The following is a 16,927-nucleotide window of genomic DNA, read 5'->3' on the forward strand; positions in this document are numbered from 1 at the left end:
CGCGTGCGCGACGACGCGCGCCGAACGGCGTTTCCCTCATCGCGGAGATCGCCCGTCCCCCCGACCGGCGGACGTCCACAGCCCCTCGCTGTCGCGGACGACCCTCCCCTCGAGCTCCGCGAAGCCGAGGAGCACCCCGGCCTCCTCGCTCGACATCCCGCTTCGGCGGGCGACCTCCCGCGTCGACCGACCGGAGCGCGCCGAGAGGGCGTCGAGCAGTCGGGTGGTGTCGTCGGTGCGATCGGTGGCGCCCTGCTCGCCGGGTCCTCCCGCGCCGACCATCTCGAGCACGTCGGCAGCGCCCGTCACGCAGACTCCGCCGTACTCGCGGAGGATACGGTGGCACCCCGCCGACGCCGCGCTGGTGACGGGACCGGGCACCGCGCCGAGGGCGCGGCCGAGGCTCGCGGCGTGCGCGGCGGTGTTGAGCGAGCCGCTGCGCCACCCCGCCTCGACGACCACGACGGCGTCCGCGACTGCGGCGATCAACCGGTTGCGAGCGAGGAAGCGCCACTTGGTGGGCGTCGTCCCGCAGGGCGTCTCGCTCCAGACCGCGCCGGCTCCCGCGATCCGGGCAAGGAGACCTTCGTGACCGCGCGGGTACGCCCGATCGACGCCGCCGGCGAGGAACGCGACCGTCGGTCCGCCCGTCGACAGCGCCGCCCGATGAGCGGCCCCGTCGATCCCGTACGCCGCCCCCGAGACGACGATCACCCCGGCCGCCGTCAGGTCGGCGGCGAGATCCGCCGCGACCCCCTCCCCGTACGCCGTCGAAGCTCGCGCGCCCACGAGGGCGACCGTGGGGGAATCGTCCTCGATGCCGGCTCCGCGGCGCCAGAGGACGACCGGCGCGTGCTCCCCCAGATCGTCGAGGCGGGCGGGCCACGAGGCGTCTCCCGGAACGACGAGCGAGGTTCCCGACCGCCGCGCGGCGTCGAGCGCTGCCGCGATCGCGTCGGGATGGAGCCGGGGCAGCCACCGGGCGCGCGCCGCCCCGAGATCCTCACGCCCCGCGGACGTGGCCACGCTCAGGGCCCGAACCGGTCCGTGTCCCGCGATGAGTTTCCCGGCGACCCCGTCTCCGGGCTCGGTCAGCACACTCCACACCGCCCGCGCGAACGCCTCCACGGCACCCCCATGGTCATCGTCGTCCCGCAGGCCCCGGAGGGCGCGTGCGGCCTCGATCTCGTCGACCTCGTAGGGCATCATGCGCCCGCACCTCTGCGCAGGTAGAGGGCGCGGCCCACATCGTCGGACCGGAGCTGTTCGTGTCCGGCGATGTCGGCGACCGTCCACGCCACACGGAGCAGGCGGTCGTATCCGCGCAAGGTCACTGCGCCGCGGCGAAGGGCGGTGTCGAGCGGACGCAGGACCTCGGGCGACGGGGCGGCCGGGCCGCGCAACCACGTGCCCGGCACATCGGCGTTGCGTCTCCAGGGCGTCTGGGCCCACCGTCGAGCGGCGTGCGCACGAGCGGCGGCGACGATCTCGCGCGCGCGTTCCGAGGACACCGTCCGGGAACTGCACTCGTGCCGGGCGGTGGACACGCGCTGCAGCCGCAGGTCGATGTCGATCCGATCGAGAAGCGGGCCCGAGAGGCGCCGCGTGTAGCGGCGTATCGCCTGCGGAGCGCACTCGCACGATCCACCCGGGACGCCGTATTGGCCGCACGGGCAGGGGTTCGTGGCCACCACGAGCTGGAATCGCGCGGGGTACGTCGCCGAGACCCCGGAGCGGTGCACCTGGATCACGCCGTTCTCGAGGGGCTGACGAAGGGCGTCGAGAACGGATGCCGGGAACTCGCCGCCCTCGTCGAGGAACAGCACTCCCTCGCTCGCGCGGGCGATGGCACCCGGACGCACCACGCCGGAGCCTCCCCCGATCAGCGCCGCGGCGGTCGCCCCGTGGTGGGGGCTCTCGAACGGGGGCGTGCGCGACAACCGAGTCACCGCCTCGCCGGACAGGGAGCGCACCGACGCGACCGAGAGGGCCGCCTCGTCATCGAGGGGCGGCAGGATGCCGGGGAGCCGGCGCGCCAGCATCGTCTTGCCCGCGCCCGGCGGGCCGCTCATGAGCAGGTGGTGCCCGCCCGCCGCGGCGACGACGAGGGCGTCCACGGCGTCCCCCTGCCCCACGACATCGGCGAGGTCGAGCTGCTCCTCGTCGTCTGCACGGGTGGCGGGCGCCTCGACCGGCTCGAGGTCGGGCGCGTCGCTCGTACCGCCGTGCCACCTCACCACGTCGGCGAGGCACGTGGCGGCGAATACCTCGATCCCCTCGATGAGTCCCGCTTCCGCGGCATTGGCCGCCGGGACCACCACGCGCCGATGACCGGCGCGCTGCGCTGCCACGACCGCCGGCAGGACCCCGGGAACGGGTCGGAGTCGTCCGTCGAGTCCCAGTTCGCCGATGTGCACGGTCCGCGCGACGCGGGCGGCATCCATCCGCACCGACGTCGCGAGGGCGGCCACGGCGATCGCCACGTCGAACCCCGATCCGCGCTTCGGCAGGCTCGCGGGCGACAGGTTGACGGTGATCCGACGCTTGGGCAGGTCGAGGCCGCGGTTGGTGCACGCGCCCCGCACGCGCCGACCGGCTTCGCCCAGGGCCTTGTCGGCGAGACCGATGATCGAGAACTCCGGGGTCTGAGACGACACGTCGGCCTCAACCTCGACGAGATCGCCGTGCAGCCCCGACAACGCCACGGCCCAGGTCCGCGCGAGGGTCACAAGGCGTCCTCGAGGTGCTCGAGGCGCGCCCGCGCGGGATCGGGACCGACGAGGCCGATCGCGTCGACCCGGAGGCGTCGCCCCCTCGCCTCTTCGGGATGGGCCGCCAACCACGCCATGGCGAGGCGCCAGAGCCGCTGCGCCTTCCGGGCGTCGATGGCCTCGAAGGGGTGGCCGTAGTCCTCGGTGCGTCGGGTCTTCACCTCGACCACGACGAGAGTGTCGTCGCGCGCGGCGACGATGTCGATCTCGCCCTGATCGCACCGCCAGTTGCGCGTGAGAATGCGGTAGCCGTCGTCCCTCAGGTACGCGACGGCGCGATCTTCGCCTGCTCTGCCGAGCTCGTCTTTCGCTGCCATGCCCGAGAGCGTGGCATCCACCCTCCCCCTCGCGCGGAGCGGAGGGACCTATCGGTGGACAACCCGGGGGAAGATCCGACTGGGGAGGGACCTCAGTTGTCGAGCGAGAGTTCGTCGGGCAACTGGAAGTCGTGGCGCGAGAGCTCCTCGACGTTGACGTCCTTGAAGGTGAGCACGCGCACGGATTTCACGAAGCGGTCGGCGCGGTAGATGTCCCACACCCACACGTCGGTCATCGAGATCTCGAAGTAGAAGTCGTGCTCGGTGTCGCGCCGCACGACGTTCACGTCGTTCGCGAGATAGAACCGGCGCTCGGTCTCGATCACGTAGGTGAACTGGCGCACGACATCGCGGTACTCGCGGTACAGGGCCAGCTCGAGCTCGCGGTCGTAGTCCTCGAAGACGTCGTCATCCATGGTTTCTCCATCCTAGGCGCGCGCCGTCGCCCCGGCCGCACGGTGCAGCCGCCCGGGCGCGTTCGGGCGCCGTGTCCGCAGCGGGGTCAGAAGAGCGTCGGGGCCGCGGCGATGGCCCACGAGTGCCGGTGGTGCACGCTCATTCCGTGCGCGGTGATCGCCTCGCGGTGATCGAGGCTCGCGTAGCCCTTGTTGCGCGCCCACCCGTAGGCGGGGTGATCGTCGTGCAGTCCCGTCATGAGGGTGTCGCGGGCGACCTTGGCGATGACGGATGCCGCGGCCGCACTCGCGCAGTCACGGTCGGCCTTGATGATGGGACGCACCGTCAGCCCCGTCTCCCCCGCCGGCGTGATGTAGTCGTGGTTGCCGTCGAGGATGACGAGGGCCTCTTCGGGCACGACGCCGTGCGCGCGCAGATCCGCGATCGCGCGGACGGCCGCGAGACCCAGAGCCCGGATGATGCCGATCTCATCGACCTCGACCGAGCTCGCCCACCCGACGGCGCTGTGCTGGACGAACGCGGCCGCCCGGGCGGCCACCTCGGGCCGTCGCGCCTCGGGAACGAGCTTGGAGTCGCGCAGGCCGGCGGGAACCCGCTTGCGCGAACGCGCCGGGTCGATGACCGCGGCGCCGACCGCCACCGGCCCCGCGAGGGCCCCGCGCCCGACCTCGTCGCACGCGATGACGATCGCATGATCCTTCAGCAGACGGCGCTCGAGGGTGAGGGTGGGTTCGATCACTGCGCTCCCGGCGCGGGGACCCCCGCGAACACCTCGTGGTGGAAGTCGATCAGACCGAAGCGCGTGAACGGCCACGTGATGAGGAACGCGCGTCCCACGACGTTGTCGACGGGGACGAAGCCCTGCCCGGGCTGGTCCTGGTTGAAACGCGAGTCGCGCGAGCTGTTGCGGTTGTCGCCGAGGACCCAGAGCGAGCCGTCGGGCACCGTGATGTCGTAGGGAACGGGCTCGGGCGCAGTCGCCCCCGGAGCGAGCCGCACGTACGATTCATCGAGCGGGACGCCGTTGACCGTCGTCTGCCCCAGGGCGTTGCAGCAGACGACGTGGTCGCCCGCCGTGCCGATCACGCGCTTGATGAGGTGATCGTCGCTGTCGGGAGCCGACAGCCCGAAGAGCGACAGCACCCAGTCGGCGCCCTCGACCACCGGGGACCGCTGCTCGGTGGGGCTCGGCGGCAGCCATCCACCGGGGTCGCGGAACACGACCACGTCACCCCGCGAGTACTGACCGAACTTCGGGGTCAGCTCGTCCACGAGGATGCGGTCCTTGATCAGCAGCGTGTTCTCCATCGACGCCGACGGGATGTAGAACGAGCGGACGACGAAGGTCTTGACGAGGAACGACACCACGAGCGCGATCAGCACGATCACGAGCAGGTCGCGGAAGAACGCCCCCCATCCGCGTCGACGCCGTCCGGCGGAGCGGGATGCCACGGCATCCGGGGTCGAGGCGGTCTGGTCGCTCATGTGTTCCTTCACCGGGTTCGACGCACACCGAGCGAACCGCAGGAACCAGGGTCGCACATCGAGGAGCCGCCCCGTGACCGACGACGCCGTGAGAACGCCGAACGCCCCGCGGGTGAAACCCACGGGGCGTTCGAGAGAGCGGACTCAGCGGTCGCGCTTCTCCTTGATCTTGGCCTTCTTGCCACGCAGGCTGCGCAGGTAGTACAGCTTGGCGCGACGCACGTCACCGCGGGTGACGACCTCGATGTGGTCGATCACGGGGCTGTGGACGGGGAACGTGCGCTCCACGCCGACCTGGAAGCTGACCTTGCGGACGCAGAAGGTCTCGCGCACGCCGTCGCCCGAGCGGCCGATGACGACGCCCTGGAACACCTGGATGCGCGAGCGGTTGCCTTCGGTGATGTTGACGTGCACCTTGACGGTGTCGCCGGGGCCGAAGACGGGGATGTCGGAGCGGAGCGAAGCCGCGTCGACGGAGTCGAGGATCTGCATGATCATCACTTCCTGCGACCGCCACAGGTCGATCGCACGATAAGAGGGAAAAAGGTGAGGCGTGCCCGAAGCCGCCGAAGCAGCTGACTCCCCTGAGGCAGAGCCGGTCAGGGCACAAGCGTCCATTCTGCCACGCGCAGGCCGACCCGCCAAAACGGTGCGCTCCGCCGCGGGCACGCGACGACGTCAGTCGGGGCGCCGCGTCTCCGGAACGACGATGACCTCGGCATCCCGTGTCTGTTCGCGACTCTCGCGCGGCGGCGGGATGTACGCGGTCCCGTCGGTCGTGTGCAGCATCGTCACCGCGCCGCGCGCCTCGTTCCAGAGCTGCGCGAGAGACGACCAGAACAACACCAGCGCTCCCGCGATCGACAGCACGAGCAGCGGGAAGAAGACCCGGGAGTCGAAGAATCCGAGGGCGACGATCACGACCTGCCAGATGCCCAGGCCCGCCAGATCCCGCCACGACACCGCGCGGTTCTCGCGCACACTCCCCCGCGCTCGCACCATGAGGGTCAGGACGAGCTGCGAGATGAAGACGGCCGGAACCGCGACGAAGAGCCAGAGCAGGCCCCACGCGCTGCCTCCCGAGAAGACGATCCACCCGACGAACAGCCACAGCGGCAGAACGAACGCGGCCGGGAACAGCCAGTGGAGGAACATCCGTCGCAACGCCATGACCCGAGACTAGGGCTCGCGCATGTGCTTCGCCTCTGAGAAGGCTATGGCGCACGCGCATCGGGCGGCGGCGCCGCGGATCGGAGACAATGGAGGTTCGACGCGAGAGGAACCACCCATGATCGAACTGCGCACCCCGGCCGAGATCGACGCGATGCGCCCCGCCGGACGCTTCGTCGCGGAGGTGCTGGCCACGCTGCGCGCCGAGACCAAGGTGGGGACCAACCTGCTGCAGTTGGACCGTCGCGCGCACGACATGATCCGCTCGGCCGGCGCGGAGTCGTGCTACATCGATTACCACCCGTCCTTCGGCGCGAGCCCCTTCGGCAAGGTCCTCTGCACGTCGATCAACGACGCCGTGCTGCACGGACTCCCCCACGACTACGTGCTGCGTGACGGCGACCTCGTCTCGCTCGACTTCGCCGCGTCCGTGGACGGCTGGGTCGCCGACTCCGCCGTCTCCTTCGTCGTGGGCACCGCTCGCGACGAGGACCTCGCCCTCATCGACACCTCGCAGCGCGCGCTGGCCGCCGCGATCGAGGCCGCGAGCGTGGGCCGCAAGATCGGCGACATCTCCGCCGCGATCGCCGCCGTCGCCCACGCCGAGGGCCTGAGCATCAACACCGACTTCGGCGGCCACGGCGTCGGCCGCACCATGCACGGCGACCCGCACGTCGCCAACGACGGCAAGGCCGGCCGCGGCTACCCGCTCCGCGACGGCCTCGTGCTCGCGCTCGAGCCGTGGTTCCTGCAGACCACCGACGAGCTGATCACCGACCCCGACGGATGGACCCTGCGCAGCGCCGATGGATCGCGCGGAGCGCACTCCGAGCACACCGTGGCGATCACCGCCGACGGTCCCATCGTCCTGACCGATCGCTCGTTCCTGGGCGTCGACTGACGGATGATCCCGGATGCCGCGGCCCGAGGTCGCGGCATCCTCCCGGCAGCGACGGAAGAGCTCTGCCGCGTCAGTCAGCGAGCAGGTCGGGCCGCCGCTCGCGCGTGCGCTCGATCTGCTGCGCGCGACGCCAGGTCGCCACGGCGCCGTGGTTGCCGCTCAGGAGCACGGGCGGCACCTCTCGCTCGCGCCACACGGCCGGCTTGGTGAACGAGGGGTATTCGAGCAGGCCGTCCTCGTGCGACTCCTCGACAAGGCTCTCGGGGTTGCCGACGACGCCGGGGATCAGTCGTCCGATCGCCTCGACCATCGCCATGACGGCGACCTCTCCCCCGTTGAGCACGTAGTCGCCCAAAGAGATCAGGCGCACGTCGCCCCGCTCGGCGGCGTAGTCGAAGACGCGCTCGTCGATGCCCTCGTACCGGCCGCAGCCGAAGACGAGGTGCGGGGCGGTGGAGAGCTCTCGCGCCGTCGCCTGCGTGAACCGCTCGCCCGCGGGCGAGGGGAAGATGATGACCGGGCGCGCTTCGGCGTCGCTCGTCACGTCGTCGAGCGCTTCACCCCAGGGCTCAGGCTTCATGACCATGCCGGCGCCGCCGCCGTACGGGGTGTCGTCGACGGTGCGGTGACGGTCGTGCGTGTAGTCCCGCAGATCGCGGATGCGGACGTCGAGCAGACCGCTCTGCCGGGCTTTGCCGAGCAGCGACACCTCGAGAGCATCGAAGATCGTCGGGAAGATCGAGACGATGTCGATGCGCACGTCAGTCCTCGGAGGTGTCGGGCGTATCGCCGTCGGATTTGTCCGACGCCGAGACGGGTTCGGGCTCGTCGTCGGCGTCGGCCGGGAGCTCTTCGAAGAGCCCCGCGGGCGGAGTGACGACGACGCGGCCACCCGCGATGTCGACCTCGGGGACGATGGCGCCCACGAAAGGAACGAGGACCTCGCGGTCTTCGCCGGCCATGCGGACGATCAAGAGGTCCTGCGCCGGGAAGTGGTCGACGCGGACGACGCGGCCGATGACGGCGCCGTCGCGCACGACGTCGAGACCGACGAGCTGGTGGTCGTACCAGGCGTCGTCTTCGGCGGGAGCGGCTTCGGCATCCTGGTCGATCCACAGAATGGCCTTGACGAGCTCTTCGGCCGCGTTGCGGTCGTCGACGCCCTCGAAGAAGGCGACCGGGTGCGAGTTCATCCACCGGAATTCACGGACCGTCAGCTCGCGTCCGTGCCACGGCGAGGACTCCGGAACCTGCAGGGTGAAGGTGCTCCCCGGTGTGAAGCGCCCGTCGGGATCGTCGGTGTACAGCTCGAGCTTGAACGCACCCTTCAGGCCGTGGGCCTTGACGAGTCGTCCGACGCGGAGCTGGGTCTTGGCGGGCTGCGCGCCCGCGGTGTCGCCGTTCGCCATCAGTCGTCGGCGACGTCGACGCGCACGCGACGTCCGTCGGCGAGAGCCGACACGACCGTGCGCAGTGCCTTGGCGGTGCGTCCGCCGCGCCCGATCACGCGACCCCGGTCATCGGGGTGCACGCGAACCTCCAGCACGTCGCCGCGAGGCGAAGAGCTGGAACGGATGGTCACGGCATCGGGGTGATCGACGATCCCCTTGACGACGTGTTCGAGCGCGGCAGACAGCACGGGAATTACTCGGCCGAGGTCTCGGCGGCGTCCTCAGCGGGCGCCTCGGCGGGAGCTTCGGCCTTCTTCTCGGCCTTGGGCTTGACGACCGACTTCTTCGAGGCGTCGGCCTCGAACGCGGCCTTGGGCTCGCGGACCTTGACAGTCGAGACGGCGTTCTTGTCGCCCTTGAACTTGCCCCAGTCGCCCGTGAGCTTGAGGATGGCGGCGACCTGCTCGGTGGGCTGCGCGCCCACGGAGAGCCAGTACTGCGCGCGCTCGGAGTCGACCTCGATGAACGAGGGCTCCTCGGTCGGGTGGTACTTGCCGATCTCCTCGATGACACGACCATCGCGCTTGGTGCGCGAGTCGGCGACGACGATGCGGTAGTAGGGCGCGCGGATCTTTCCGAGGCGCTTGAGACGGATCTTGACAGCCACGATGACTCCAAATGATGAAAACGAACGAACCGAACGCCTGGAGAGTGGGGTGCACACCCGGCGGAAGCTCAAAAGGGTGGACCGATACTGGATAGAGGGTCGAGTAGCGGGTCCAGCCCTCTATTCTGCCAGATCCCCGGGCCTCGCGGTGACACGCGACGCGCCGCGACACGCGGCGTCTCGAAGGGTAGCGGAGGATCCCCGCATCCGACCCCCGTGTCAGACTGAGCCGCATGAGGCTGCCGTTCGCTGCATCGACGCGTTCGTCCGTGGGTCTGGAATGGGAGCTCATGCTCGCGGACCGCGAGACGGGCGATCTGGTCCCCCGCGCGCCCGAGATCCTCGACCAGCTCGAAGACAAGACCGCGCTCGAGCGGTTCACGGTCACCGGTGAGCTGCTCACGAACACCGTCGAGGTGACCAGCGGCGTCGGGCACACCGTCGCCGAGGCCGTGGACGACATCGCCGACGCCATCTGCGCCCTGCGCGACGAGACCGAGCCGCGCGGGGTCGAGATCCTGTGCGCCGGCAGTCACCCCTTCGCGCAGTGGTTCGACCAGGAGGTCACCGACAAGACGCGCTACCACTCGCTCATCGAGCGCACCCAGTGGTGGGGGCGCAACATGATGATCTGGGGCATCCACGTGCACGTCGGCGTGGACGACGTCGAGAAGGTCATTCCGATCGTCAACGCACTGAACGTCTACCTCCCCCATCTGCAGGCGCTGTCGGCATCCAGCCCCTTCTGGGCGGGCGAGCGCACTGGATACGCATCGAATCGCGCTCTCGTCTTCCAGCAGCTCCCCACGGCGGGCCTGCCCTGGCAGCTCGACTCGTGGGGCAATTTCGAGAGCTACCTCGACGACATGGTCCGTACCGGAGTGATGGCGGATGCCAGCGAGGTGCGCTGGGACATCCGTCCGGCGCCCAAGTGGGGCACGATCGAGATTCGCGCCTGCGACGGCATGTCGACCCTGCCCGAGCTGGCCGCGGTCGCCTCGCTCGCGCAGACGCTCGTCGAGCACTTCTCGCGGCTGCTCGACGAGGGGGGCGAACTTCCCGGCATCCCGCCCTGGTACGCCCGCGAGAACAAGTGGCGCGCGGCCCGCTACGGTCTCGACGCGCGCGTGATCGTCGACCGCGAGGGGACGCAGCGCCCCGTGGTCGAGCACCTGCGCGAGACGATGGAGGAGCTCGCCGACATCGCCCTCGAGCTGAAGTGCGCGAAGGAGTTCGCGAGCCTCGAGACGATCCTCGCCACGGGCGGCAGCTCGGCGCGGCAGATCGCGGTCGCCGACGCGGCCGACGGCGATCTGCGCGAGGTGGTGCAGCACCTCATCCGCGAGTTCCGCGGGGGCCCGACCCTGCGCGAGCACCTCGCGGCCCTGCGCGTCTAGAGGTGAACCTCCGCGCTCGTTCATAGGTGCGCGAACCTAGGATCGCGTCATGACCTTCGGACGCCGCGCCACCGTGGCTTCGCTGACCGCCCTCTCCGCAGGCGTGGTCGCGATGCTCGCCGGCTGCGCCGCCGACCCCGCCGACCCCGCTGCCCTGCCCACCTTCGCCGCCCCCGCGCTCGAGGCGAGCCCGTCGCCGTCGTCGACGCCGACGGGGCCCCTGCGGGTGGTCACCCTGGGAGACTCCCTCATGTCGGGCTTCGGCCTGGAACCGCAGCAGGCGTGGCCGACACTCCTCTCCGCACGCGCCCACGTGTCGCTGACGAACCTCGCCTGCCCGGGCATGGGCTTCGTGGCGCAGGGCGACTGCGGAACCGCCTACGCCGGCCTGGTTCCCGCTGTCGCCGCTCTGCAGCCGCAGCTGCTCGTCGTCGAGTCCTCCAGCAACGACTTCTGGGAGGACGAGGACGAGATCCGCACCGACACCGCCGACACGGTCGACCAGCTGCACGGGGCCGCTCCCGATGCCCGCATCATTGGCCTGAGCACGATCTGGAACGACGACGCCGACGTCCCCACCGACACGAAGGTGACCTCCGACGCGCTCAAGGACGCCGTCGAGAAGGTCGGGGGAACCTTCATCGACGTCGGGCAGCCCCTCGCGGGCCACCCGGAGTGGATGCAGGAGGACGACGTCCACCCCACCCCGCGCGGTCAGCGCGCGATCGAGCAAACGGTCATGTCCGCCCTGCAGGACGCCGACGTCCTGCCCTGAGGCGGACGCCGGGGTCTCCCCCGGGCGATGGCGTCAGCCGCGTCCGAGCATCTTCTGCAGCTCGGCGAGATCGGCCTCGCTCGGCGCCGCCTGCCCGCTCAGGCCGAAGCCCGAGCCGGTAGCCGGTGCGGATGCCGTGATACCGGCGTTCTCGGCCGCGCGCTTGGCGGGGTTGCCCGAACGCGAACCCTTCGCCTTCTGCTGCTTGCCGCGCTTGGACGACGCGCCGGGCTTGCCGCCGACAGGTCCCATGCCGGGGATGTTGGGCACCCCGCCGCGCGCGACGGTCTTCATCATCTTGGCGGCCTGGTCGAATCGCTGGACGAGCTGATTGACGTCGGTGACCGTCATGCCCGAACCGCGGGCGATGCGCAGGCGGCGCGAGCCGTTGAGCATCTTGGGGTTGCGTCGTTCGGCGACAGTCATCGAGCGGATGATCGCCTCGGTGCGGTCGATCTCGCGCTCGTCGAAGTTCTCGAGCTGTTGCTTCATGTTTCCCATGCCCGGGAGCATCCCGAGCATCTTCTTCATGGAGCCCATCTTCTTCATCTGCTGCATCTGCTCGAGGAAGTCCTCGAGCGTGAAGGTCTCGGTCGCGAGCTTCTCGGCGACCTTCATCGCCTCGGCCTCGTCGAAGGCCGACTGCGCCTGCTCGATCAGGGTGAGGATGTCACCGAGGTCGAGGATGCGGGATGCCATGCGGTCGGGGTAGAAGGGCTCGACGTCGTCGAGACCCTCACCGGTCGAGGCGAAGATGATGGGGCGACCCGTGACCGAGGCGACCGACAGCGCGGCGCCACCGCGGGCGTCGCCGTCGAGCTTCGACAGCACGACGCCGGTGAAGTCGACGCCGTCCTGGAACGCCTTCGCGGTGTTCACCGCGTCCTGACCGATCATCGCGTCGATGACGAAGAGCACCTCGTCGGGCTCGGTGGCCTTTCGGATGTCGGACGCCTGCTTCATCAGCTCGGCGTCGACTCCCAGGCGACCGGCGGTGTCGATGATGACGATGTCGTGCTGCTGACGCGTGGCGTACGCGACGCCGTCGCGGGCGACCTTGACCGGGTCGCCGACGCCGTTGCCGGGCTCGGGAGCGTAGATCGCGGCTCCGGCGCGCTCGGCGACGACCTGCAGCTGGTTGACGGCGTTCGGACGCTGGAGGTCGCACGCGACGAGGAGCGGGGTGTGGCCGTCCTTCTCGAGCATCTTGGCGAGCTTGCCGGCGAAGGTCGTCTTACCGGATCCCTGGAGGCCGGCGAGCATGATGACCGTCGGCGGGTTCTTGGCGAACTGCAGGCGACGCTGCTGACCGCCCAGGATGCCGATGAGCTCGTCGTTGACGATCTGCACGACCTGCTGCGCGGGGTTCAGCGCCCGGTTGACCTCGTCGCCCAGGGCGCGCTCGCGCACCGCGGCGGTGAACTCCTTGACAACGGGCAGCGCGACGTCCGCGTCGAGGAGGGCCCGGCGGATCTCGCGCACCGTCCCGTCGACGTCGGCGGGCGTGAGCTGGCCCTTCTTCCGGAGATTGCGGAAGGTCTCTGTGAGCCGGTCGGAGAGGGTGCCGAAAGTCGCCATGATGTGACGAGTTTACGCGGGGCGCGCCGCGTTCGCCGCCGCACACTCACCCGCCAGGGGCTCGACGCGGGCAATCCGCCGAACCCGAACCCTCCTCGGAGGGATGCCGCTGACCCCGGCCATCTCTCGGGGGTGGGGCGGACGGCCCTGTCGCGTCACGCGAGAGCGAGCGCGGCGTCCAGCATTTCGGCGAGGGGCCGCCCGGCGGCGGTGCGGTCCGCCCACGCCCACACGGCGGCCAGGACGGCGGCCGAGAGCGCGCCCGCGCGGACCTGGGCGGCCAGCTCCGGCGTGCCATCCCGCACGAACCGCGCCGCGAGCTCCCGCTGCAGCCGGAATTGACGGACGGCCCGGTCGCGGTCGAGCTCGACGGAGATGCCCATGGCGTCGGCGTTGGTGATCGCGAGGGCGAGCGCGTCGGGTGCGAGACCCGCGCCGATCGCCAGCAGGCACTCGGCGACCGGCTGGCCTTCGCGGAGGCGCTCGATCGCGGTATCCGCCTGCTCGTCGTATCCCGACCAGAGCACGTCGCTCTTGGCGGAGAAGTAGTTGAAGAAGCTCGACCGGCTCACTCCCGCGCGGCGGGTGATGTCGGACACGCTGGTCGCGTCGTAGCCCTGCTCCAGGAACAGTTCGCAGGCCGCCTCGGAGAGCACTTCGCGCGAGGAGGCGCGCGGTCGTCCGCTTCGAGGTTCAGGGGTCACGGCCCCAGCCTACGGGCGCGCCTCGCGTGTATTGTTGGACGCGATCCAACATCGGAGGCGGTCGATGATCGACATCCAGCAGGTGGGCCTGTCCCCGCACTACGTTCCCTACCTCGACGGCTGGGCGCGTCAGCGTCGCATCCACGCCGACGTCGTCGCGGGAGCCCGCGTCGACACCCTGCTCCTTCTCGAACACGAGGCGGTGTACACCGCGGGAAAGCGCACGGAGGCGCACGAACGCCCCGACGACGGCACCCCCGTGATCGACGTCGACCGCGGCGGGAAGATCACGTGGCACGGCCCGGGCCAGCTCGTCGGGTATCCGATCGTGCGGCTCCCCGAACCCATCGACGTCGTCGCGCACGTCCGACGCCTCGAAGCCCTGCTCATCGACGCTCTCGGCGCCCTCGGCGTCGACGGCTTCCGCGTCGAGGGACGAAGCGGCGTCTGGGTACGGCGCCCCCTCGGTGTGGACAAGGTCGCGGCGATCGGAGTCCGCGTCGAAAAAGGAGTGACCATGCACGGCTTCGCCGTCAACTGCGACAACACCCTCGCGGGCTTCCGCCACATCGTCCCCTGCGGGATCACGGATGCCGGAGTGACCACCGTCAGCGAGGTGCTCGGCGCCGACGTCTCCCCCGCCGACCTCGTCCCCGCGATCGAGCGCGTCTTCCGCGCCGAGGACGCGGTGGTGGCCGCGTGAGCGCCTGCGGAACCGGGAACGCCGGGGTGCCGGCATCCACCGCTCCGAACGGCCGCAAGCTCCTGCGCCTCGAAGTGCGCAACGCCGAGACGCCGATCGAGCGCAAGCCCGAGTGGATCAAGACCAAGGCCAAGATGGGCCCCGAGTACACCGCCCTGCAGAACCTCGTGAAGACCGAGGAACTCCACACGGTCTGCCAGGAGGCGGGCTGCCCCAACATCTTCGAGTGCTGGGAGGACCGCGAGGCGACCTTCCTCATCGGCGGTTCGCAGTGCACGCGCCGCTGCGACTTCTGCCAGATCGACACCGGTAAACCCGCCGACTACGACCGCGACGAACCGCGCCGCGTCGCCGAGAGCGTCACCCGGATGCAGCTGCGCTATGCCACCGTTACCGGCGTCGCCCGCGACGACCTGCCGGACGAGGGCGCGTGGCTGCACGCCGAGACCGTGCGCCGCATCCACGCCGACAACCCGGGTACCGGGGTCGAGATCCTCGCGACCGACTTCTCGGGCAACACGGCGCACCTCGAAGAGGTCTTCTCGTCGCGACCCGAGGTCTTCGCGCACAACGTCGAGACCGTGCCCCGCATCTTCAAGCGCATTCGCCCGGCGTTCCGCTACGAACGCTCCCTCGGCGTGCTCACCGCGGCGCGAGAGGCGGGACTCATCACCAAGTCCAACCTCATCCTCGGCATGGGCGAAGAGCCCGCAGAGGTCGTCCAGGCCCTCGAAGACCTGCACGCGGCGGGCACCGACATCATCACGATCACGCAGTACCTGCGCCCCACCCCGCGCCACCTCCCCGTGCAGCGCTGGGTGAAGCCGGCCGAGTTCGTGGAGTTCAAGGAAGAGGCCGAGCGCATCGGCTTCCTCGGCGTGCTCGCCGGGCCCCTGGTGCGGTCGTCATACCGCGCCGGACGCCTGTGGGCGCAGTCGATGGTGTCCAAGGGCCGCGAGATCCCTCCGCACCTCGCGCACCTGGCCAAGGACATCGCGTCCGTCGACGCGGGCTTCGCGCAGGCGGTGTGAGCGCGCAGACCGGAGAGTAGACCTCTCCGCTCCCACGGGATAGGGAACACTTCGTTCACCGCCGAGGTCTACCGTGTCGCCGGGCCAACCGACCCGCTTCCGGTATCACCCCTCGATCGGAGTCGCGGTGGATCTCACCGTCCTCGTCCCCGTCCTTCTCGTCGTCGCCCTCTCGATCTTCTTCGACTTCACCAACGGCTTTCACGACACCGCCAACGCCATGGCGACGTCAGTGGCCACGGGCGCGCTGAAACCCAAAGTCGCGGTGCTCATCTCCGCGATCCTCAACCTCGTCGGCGCGTTCCTGTCGACCGCGGTGGCCAAGACGGTGTCGGAGGGGATCCTCGCTCAGAACGACCAGGGGCTTCCGCAGATCACCGTGCCGATGATCTTCGCGGGGCTCATGGGCGCCGTGGTGTGGAACCTGCTGACCTGGTGGCTCGGGCTGCCCTCCAGCTCGACCCACGCCCTCTTCGGCGGCCTCATCGGCGCCGCGGTGATCGGCGTCGGCGTCCAGGCCGTCGAGTGGGGAGGGGTGCTGTCGAAGATCGTGCTGCCCGCGCTGCTGTCGCCGTTCATCGCGGGGATCGTGGCCCTCGCCGCGACCTATCTCGTGTACCGCGTGACGAAGATGGCGACCGTCGCCGGATCGTCCACCGCCTTCCGTCACGGCCAGACGGTCTCGGCCTCGCTCGTGTCGCTGGCGCACGGCACCAACGACGCCCAGAAGACGATGGGTGTCATCACGCTGACCCTCATCGTCGCCGGCTTCCAAGAGGCGGGCACCGGTCCGCAGCTGTGGGTCATCCTGTCGGCGGGCCTCGCGATCGCCCTCGGTACCTACCTGGGCGGCTGGCGCATCATGCGCACGGTCGGCAAGCGCATCACCGATGTGAAACCTCCGCAGGGCTTCGCAGCCGAGACGAGCGCCGCCTCGACCATCCTCATCTCGTCGACCCTCGGCTTCCCGCTCTCGACCACGCAGGTCACCTCCGGCGCCGTGATCGGCTCGGGTCTCGGCAAGCGTCTCGCGTCGGTGCACTGGAACGTCGTCACCCGGATCGCCTTCGCGTGGGTCGTCACGCTGCCCGCGGCCGCCGTCGTCGGCGGAGGCGCCGCATGGGCGGCCTCGTCGGGCATCGCCGGCCTCATGGTCGTGCTGGTGGGCGGCCTGGCCGTCTGCGTGGGCCTGTTCCTGCTCGCTCGCCGACGCCCGGTGTCGGCCGAGAACGTCAACGATGAGGCGGTGGATGCCGATCGCATCGGCCAGCGCCAGACCGAAGGAGAACGCGCGTGATCACTCCCCTTGAACGCGCCGGCGCCTCGGGCTGGCTCGGCAGCGAAGCAGGGTCGATGCTGCTCGTCTTCGTGGTGGGGCTGGCCGCCACCCTCATCATCGTGGGGCTGTACGCCCTCGGCATCCGATTCTTCGCCGTCGGCGCCCCCGACGTTCGAGTGCCGGATGGAGACGACCCCGAAGGACCGACCGCGGTGGTCGCGCCGCGCGAGACGCCGCGACCGCTGCCCGCTACCATGGCCGGTCTCGTCTGCTTCGCCGGCGTCGCCGCCGCGGTGGTCTACGGGATCTACCTGGTGATCCCGCTTTTCCACGGGAAGTGA

21 protein-coding genes are annotated in these 16,927 nt (G+C 70.3%); 7 read left to right on the forward strand and 14 right to left on the reverse strand.

Annotated features, from left to right (window positions below):
- Window positions 1-36 precede the first annotated feature (36 nt).
- From dprA to AB6V31_RS07325, 8 genes are all read right to left on the reverse strand, one after another.
- Window positions 37-1,209 carry a DNA-processing protein DprA gene (gene dprA, locus AB6V31_RS07290; RefSeq protein ID WP_369364834.1) on the reverse strand — a complete coding sequence of 391 codons (1,173 nt, stop codon included), beginning with the start codon at window positions 1,207-1,209 and terminating at the stop codon, window positions 37-39.
- Entirely contained in the window at window positions 1,206-2,729 is a 1,524-nt protein-coding gene (locus tag AB6V31_RS07295; RefSeq protein ID WP_074695095.1) for a YifB family Mg chelatase-like AAA ATPase, read from the reverse strand. Before AB6V31_RS07295 ends, dprA begins: the two co-directional genes overlap by 4 nt.
- Entirely contained in the window at window positions 2,726-3,088 is a 363-nt protein-coding gene (locus AB6V31_RS07300) for a YraN family protein (RefSeq protein WP_056232302.1), read from the reverse strand. Before AB6V31_RS07300 ends, AB6V31_RS07295 begins: the two co-directional genes overlap by 4 nt.
- Before the next feature lie 92 nt (window positions 3,089-3,180).
- Window positions 3,181-3,504, reverse strand: a complete 324-nt coding sequence (locus AB6V31_RS07305) for a DUF2469 family protein (protein ID WP_055836674.1) — start codon at window positions 3,502-3,504, stop codon at window positions 3,181-3,183.
- Window positions 3,505-3,590: 86 nt separating this feature from the next.
- Window positions 3,591-4,244: a ribonuclease HII gene (locus AB6V31_RS07310; protein ID WP_369364837.1), complete on the reverse strand. Its 654-nt coding sequence runs from the start codon at window positions 4,242-4,244 to the stop codon at window positions 3,591-3,593.
- A complete protein-coding gene (lepB, locus tag AB6V31_RS07315) occupies window positions 4,241-4,990 on the reverse strand; it encodes a signal peptidase I (protein WP_056232298.1) in 750 nt (249 codons plus the stop codon). Before lepB ends, AB6V31_RS07310 begins: the two co-directional genes overlap by 4 nt.
- Before the next feature lie 144 nt (window positions 4,991-5,134).
- The gene (rplS, locus tag AB6V31_RS07320; RefSeq protein ID WP_056232294.1) at window positions 5,135-5,482 is read right to left on the reverse strand and encodes a 50S ribosomal protein L19; all 348 of its coding nucleotides are present in this window, start codon (window positions 5,480-5,482) and stop codon (window positions 5,135-5,137) included.
- A gap of 186 nt (window positions 5,483-5,668) precedes the next feature.
- Window positions 5,669-6,160 carry an MFS transporter permease gene (locus AB6V31_RS07325; protein ID WP_369364838.1) on the reverse strand — a complete coding sequence of 164 codons (492 nt, stop codon included), beginning with the start codon at window positions 6,158-6,160 and terminating at the stop codon, window positions 5,669-5,671.
- A gap of 118 nt (window positions 6,161-6,278) precedes the next feature.
- Between AB6V31_RS07325 and map the strand changes: the two genes are divergently transcribed.
- Window positions 6,279-7,061, forward strand: coding sequence for a type I methionyl aminopeptidase (gene map / locus AB6V31_RS07330; RefSeq protein WP_074695098.1), 783 nt, complete (start codon window positions 6,279-6,281; stop codon window positions 7,059-7,061).
- 70 nt (window positions 7,062-7,131) lie between these two features.
- Here map and trmD read toward each other — a convergent pair whose 3' ends face one another.
- Genes trmD through rpsP form a run of 4 tightly spaced genes read right to left on the reverse strand, consistent with a single transcriptional unit; the run spans window position 7,132 to window position 9,119 of the window.
- The gene (trmD, locus tag AB6V31_RS07335; protein ID WP_056230897.1) at window positions 7,132-7,821 is read right to left on the reverse strand and encodes a tRNA (guanosine(37)-N1)-methyltransferase TrmD; all 690 of its coding nucleotides are present in this window, start codon (window positions 7,819-7,821) and stop codon (window positions 7,132-7,134) included.
- Between the two features lies 1 nt (window position 7,822).
- Entirely contained in the window at window positions 7,823-8,470 is a 648-nt protein-coding gene (gene rimM / locus AB6V31_RS07340; protein ID WP_369364840.1) for a ribosome maturation factor RimM, read from the reverse strand.
- Window positions 8,470-8,700: an RNA-binding protein gene (locus AB6V31_RS07345; RefSeq protein WP_056230892.1), complete on the reverse strand. Its 231-nt coding sequence runs from the start codon at window positions 8,698-8,700 to the stop codon at window positions 8,470-8,472. The genes rimM and AB6V31_RS07345 overlap by 1 nt, the downstream gene beginning before the upstream one ends.
- Before the next feature lie 5 nt (window positions 8,701-8,705).
- Window positions 8,706-9,119: a 30S ribosomal protein S16 gene (gene rpsP, locus AB6V31_RS07350; protein ID WP_056230889.1), complete on the reverse strand. Its 414-nt coding sequence runs from the start codon at window positions 9,117-9,119 to the stop codon at window positions 8,706-8,708.
- Between the two features lie 233 nt (window positions 9,120-9,352).
- Between rpsP and AB6V31_RS07355 the strand changes: the two genes are divergently transcribed.
- Together AB6V31_RS07355 and AB6V31_RS07360 are read left to right on the forward strand one after the other, a co-directional pair.
- A complete protein-coding gene (locus AB6V31_RS07355) occupies window positions 9,353-10,516 on the forward strand; it encodes a glutamate--cysteine ligase (protein WP_056230887.1) in 1,164 nt (387 codons plus the stop codon).
- A gap of 49 nt (window positions 10,517-10,565) precedes the next feature.
- A complete protein-coding gene (locus AB6V31_RS07360) occupies window positions 10,566-11,291 on the forward strand; it encodes an SGNH/GDSL hydrolase family protein (protein ID WP_056230884.1) in 726 nt (241 codons plus the stop codon).
- Window positions 11,292-11,324: 33 nt separating this feature from the next.
- On the opposite strand, the gene ffh is transcribed toward AB6V31_RS07360, so the two are convergent.
- A complete protein-coding gene (ffh, locus tag AB6V31_RS07365; protein WP_268104119.1) occupies window positions 11,325-12,869 on the reverse strand; it encodes a signal recognition particle protein in 1,545 nt (514 codons plus the stop codon).
- A 155-nt stretch (window positions 12,870-13,024) separates the two neighbouring features.
- Complete coding sequence (locus AB6V31_RS07370; protein ID WP_268104120.1) at window positions 13,025-13,573, reverse strand: TetR/AcrR family transcriptional regulator; 549 nt, start codon at window positions 13,571-13,573, stop codon at window positions 13,025-13,027.
- 64 nt (window positions 13,574-13,637) lie between these two features.
- Here AB6V31_RS07370 and lipB point away from each other — a divergent pair, with 64 nt between their 5' ends.
- From lipB to AB6V31_RS07390, 4 genes are all read left to right on the forward strand, one after another.
- Window positions 13,638-14,276 (forward strand): lipoyl(octanoyl) transferase LipB, encoded by a 639-nt coding sequence (lipB, locus tag AB6V31_RS07375; protein WP_268104121.1) that lies wholly within the window; start codon window positions 13,638-13,640, stop codon window positions 14,274-14,276.
- A gap of 26 nt (window positions 14,277-14,302) precedes the next feature.
- Window positions 14,303-15,307, forward strand: coding sequence for a lipoyl synthase (gene lipA, locus AB6V31_RS07380; protein WP_056232290.1), 1,005 nt, complete (start codon window positions 14,303-14,305; stop codon window positions 15,305-15,307).
- 127 nt (window positions 15,308-15,434) lie between these two features.
- Window positions 15,435-16,604, forward strand: coding sequence for an anion permease (locus AB6V31_RS07385; protein ID WP_369364843.1), 1,170 nt, complete (start codon window positions 15,435-15,437; stop codon window positions 16,602-16,604).
- Window positions 16,601-16,927 carry a hypothetical protein gene (locus tag AB6V31_RS07390; protein WP_369364845.1) on the forward strand — a complete coding sequence of 109 codons (327 nt, stop codon included), beginning with the start codon at window positions 16,601-16,603 and terminating at the stop codon, window positions 16,925-16,927. Before AB6V31_RS07385 ends, AB6V31_RS07390 begins: the two co-directional genes overlap by 4 nt.

Source organism: Microbacterium sp. 16-032 (genome assembly GCF_041079455.1).
GTDB classification, from domain to species: Bacteria; Actinomycetota; Actinomycetes; order Actinomycetales; family Microbacteriaceae; genus Microbacterium; species Microbacterium testaceum_A.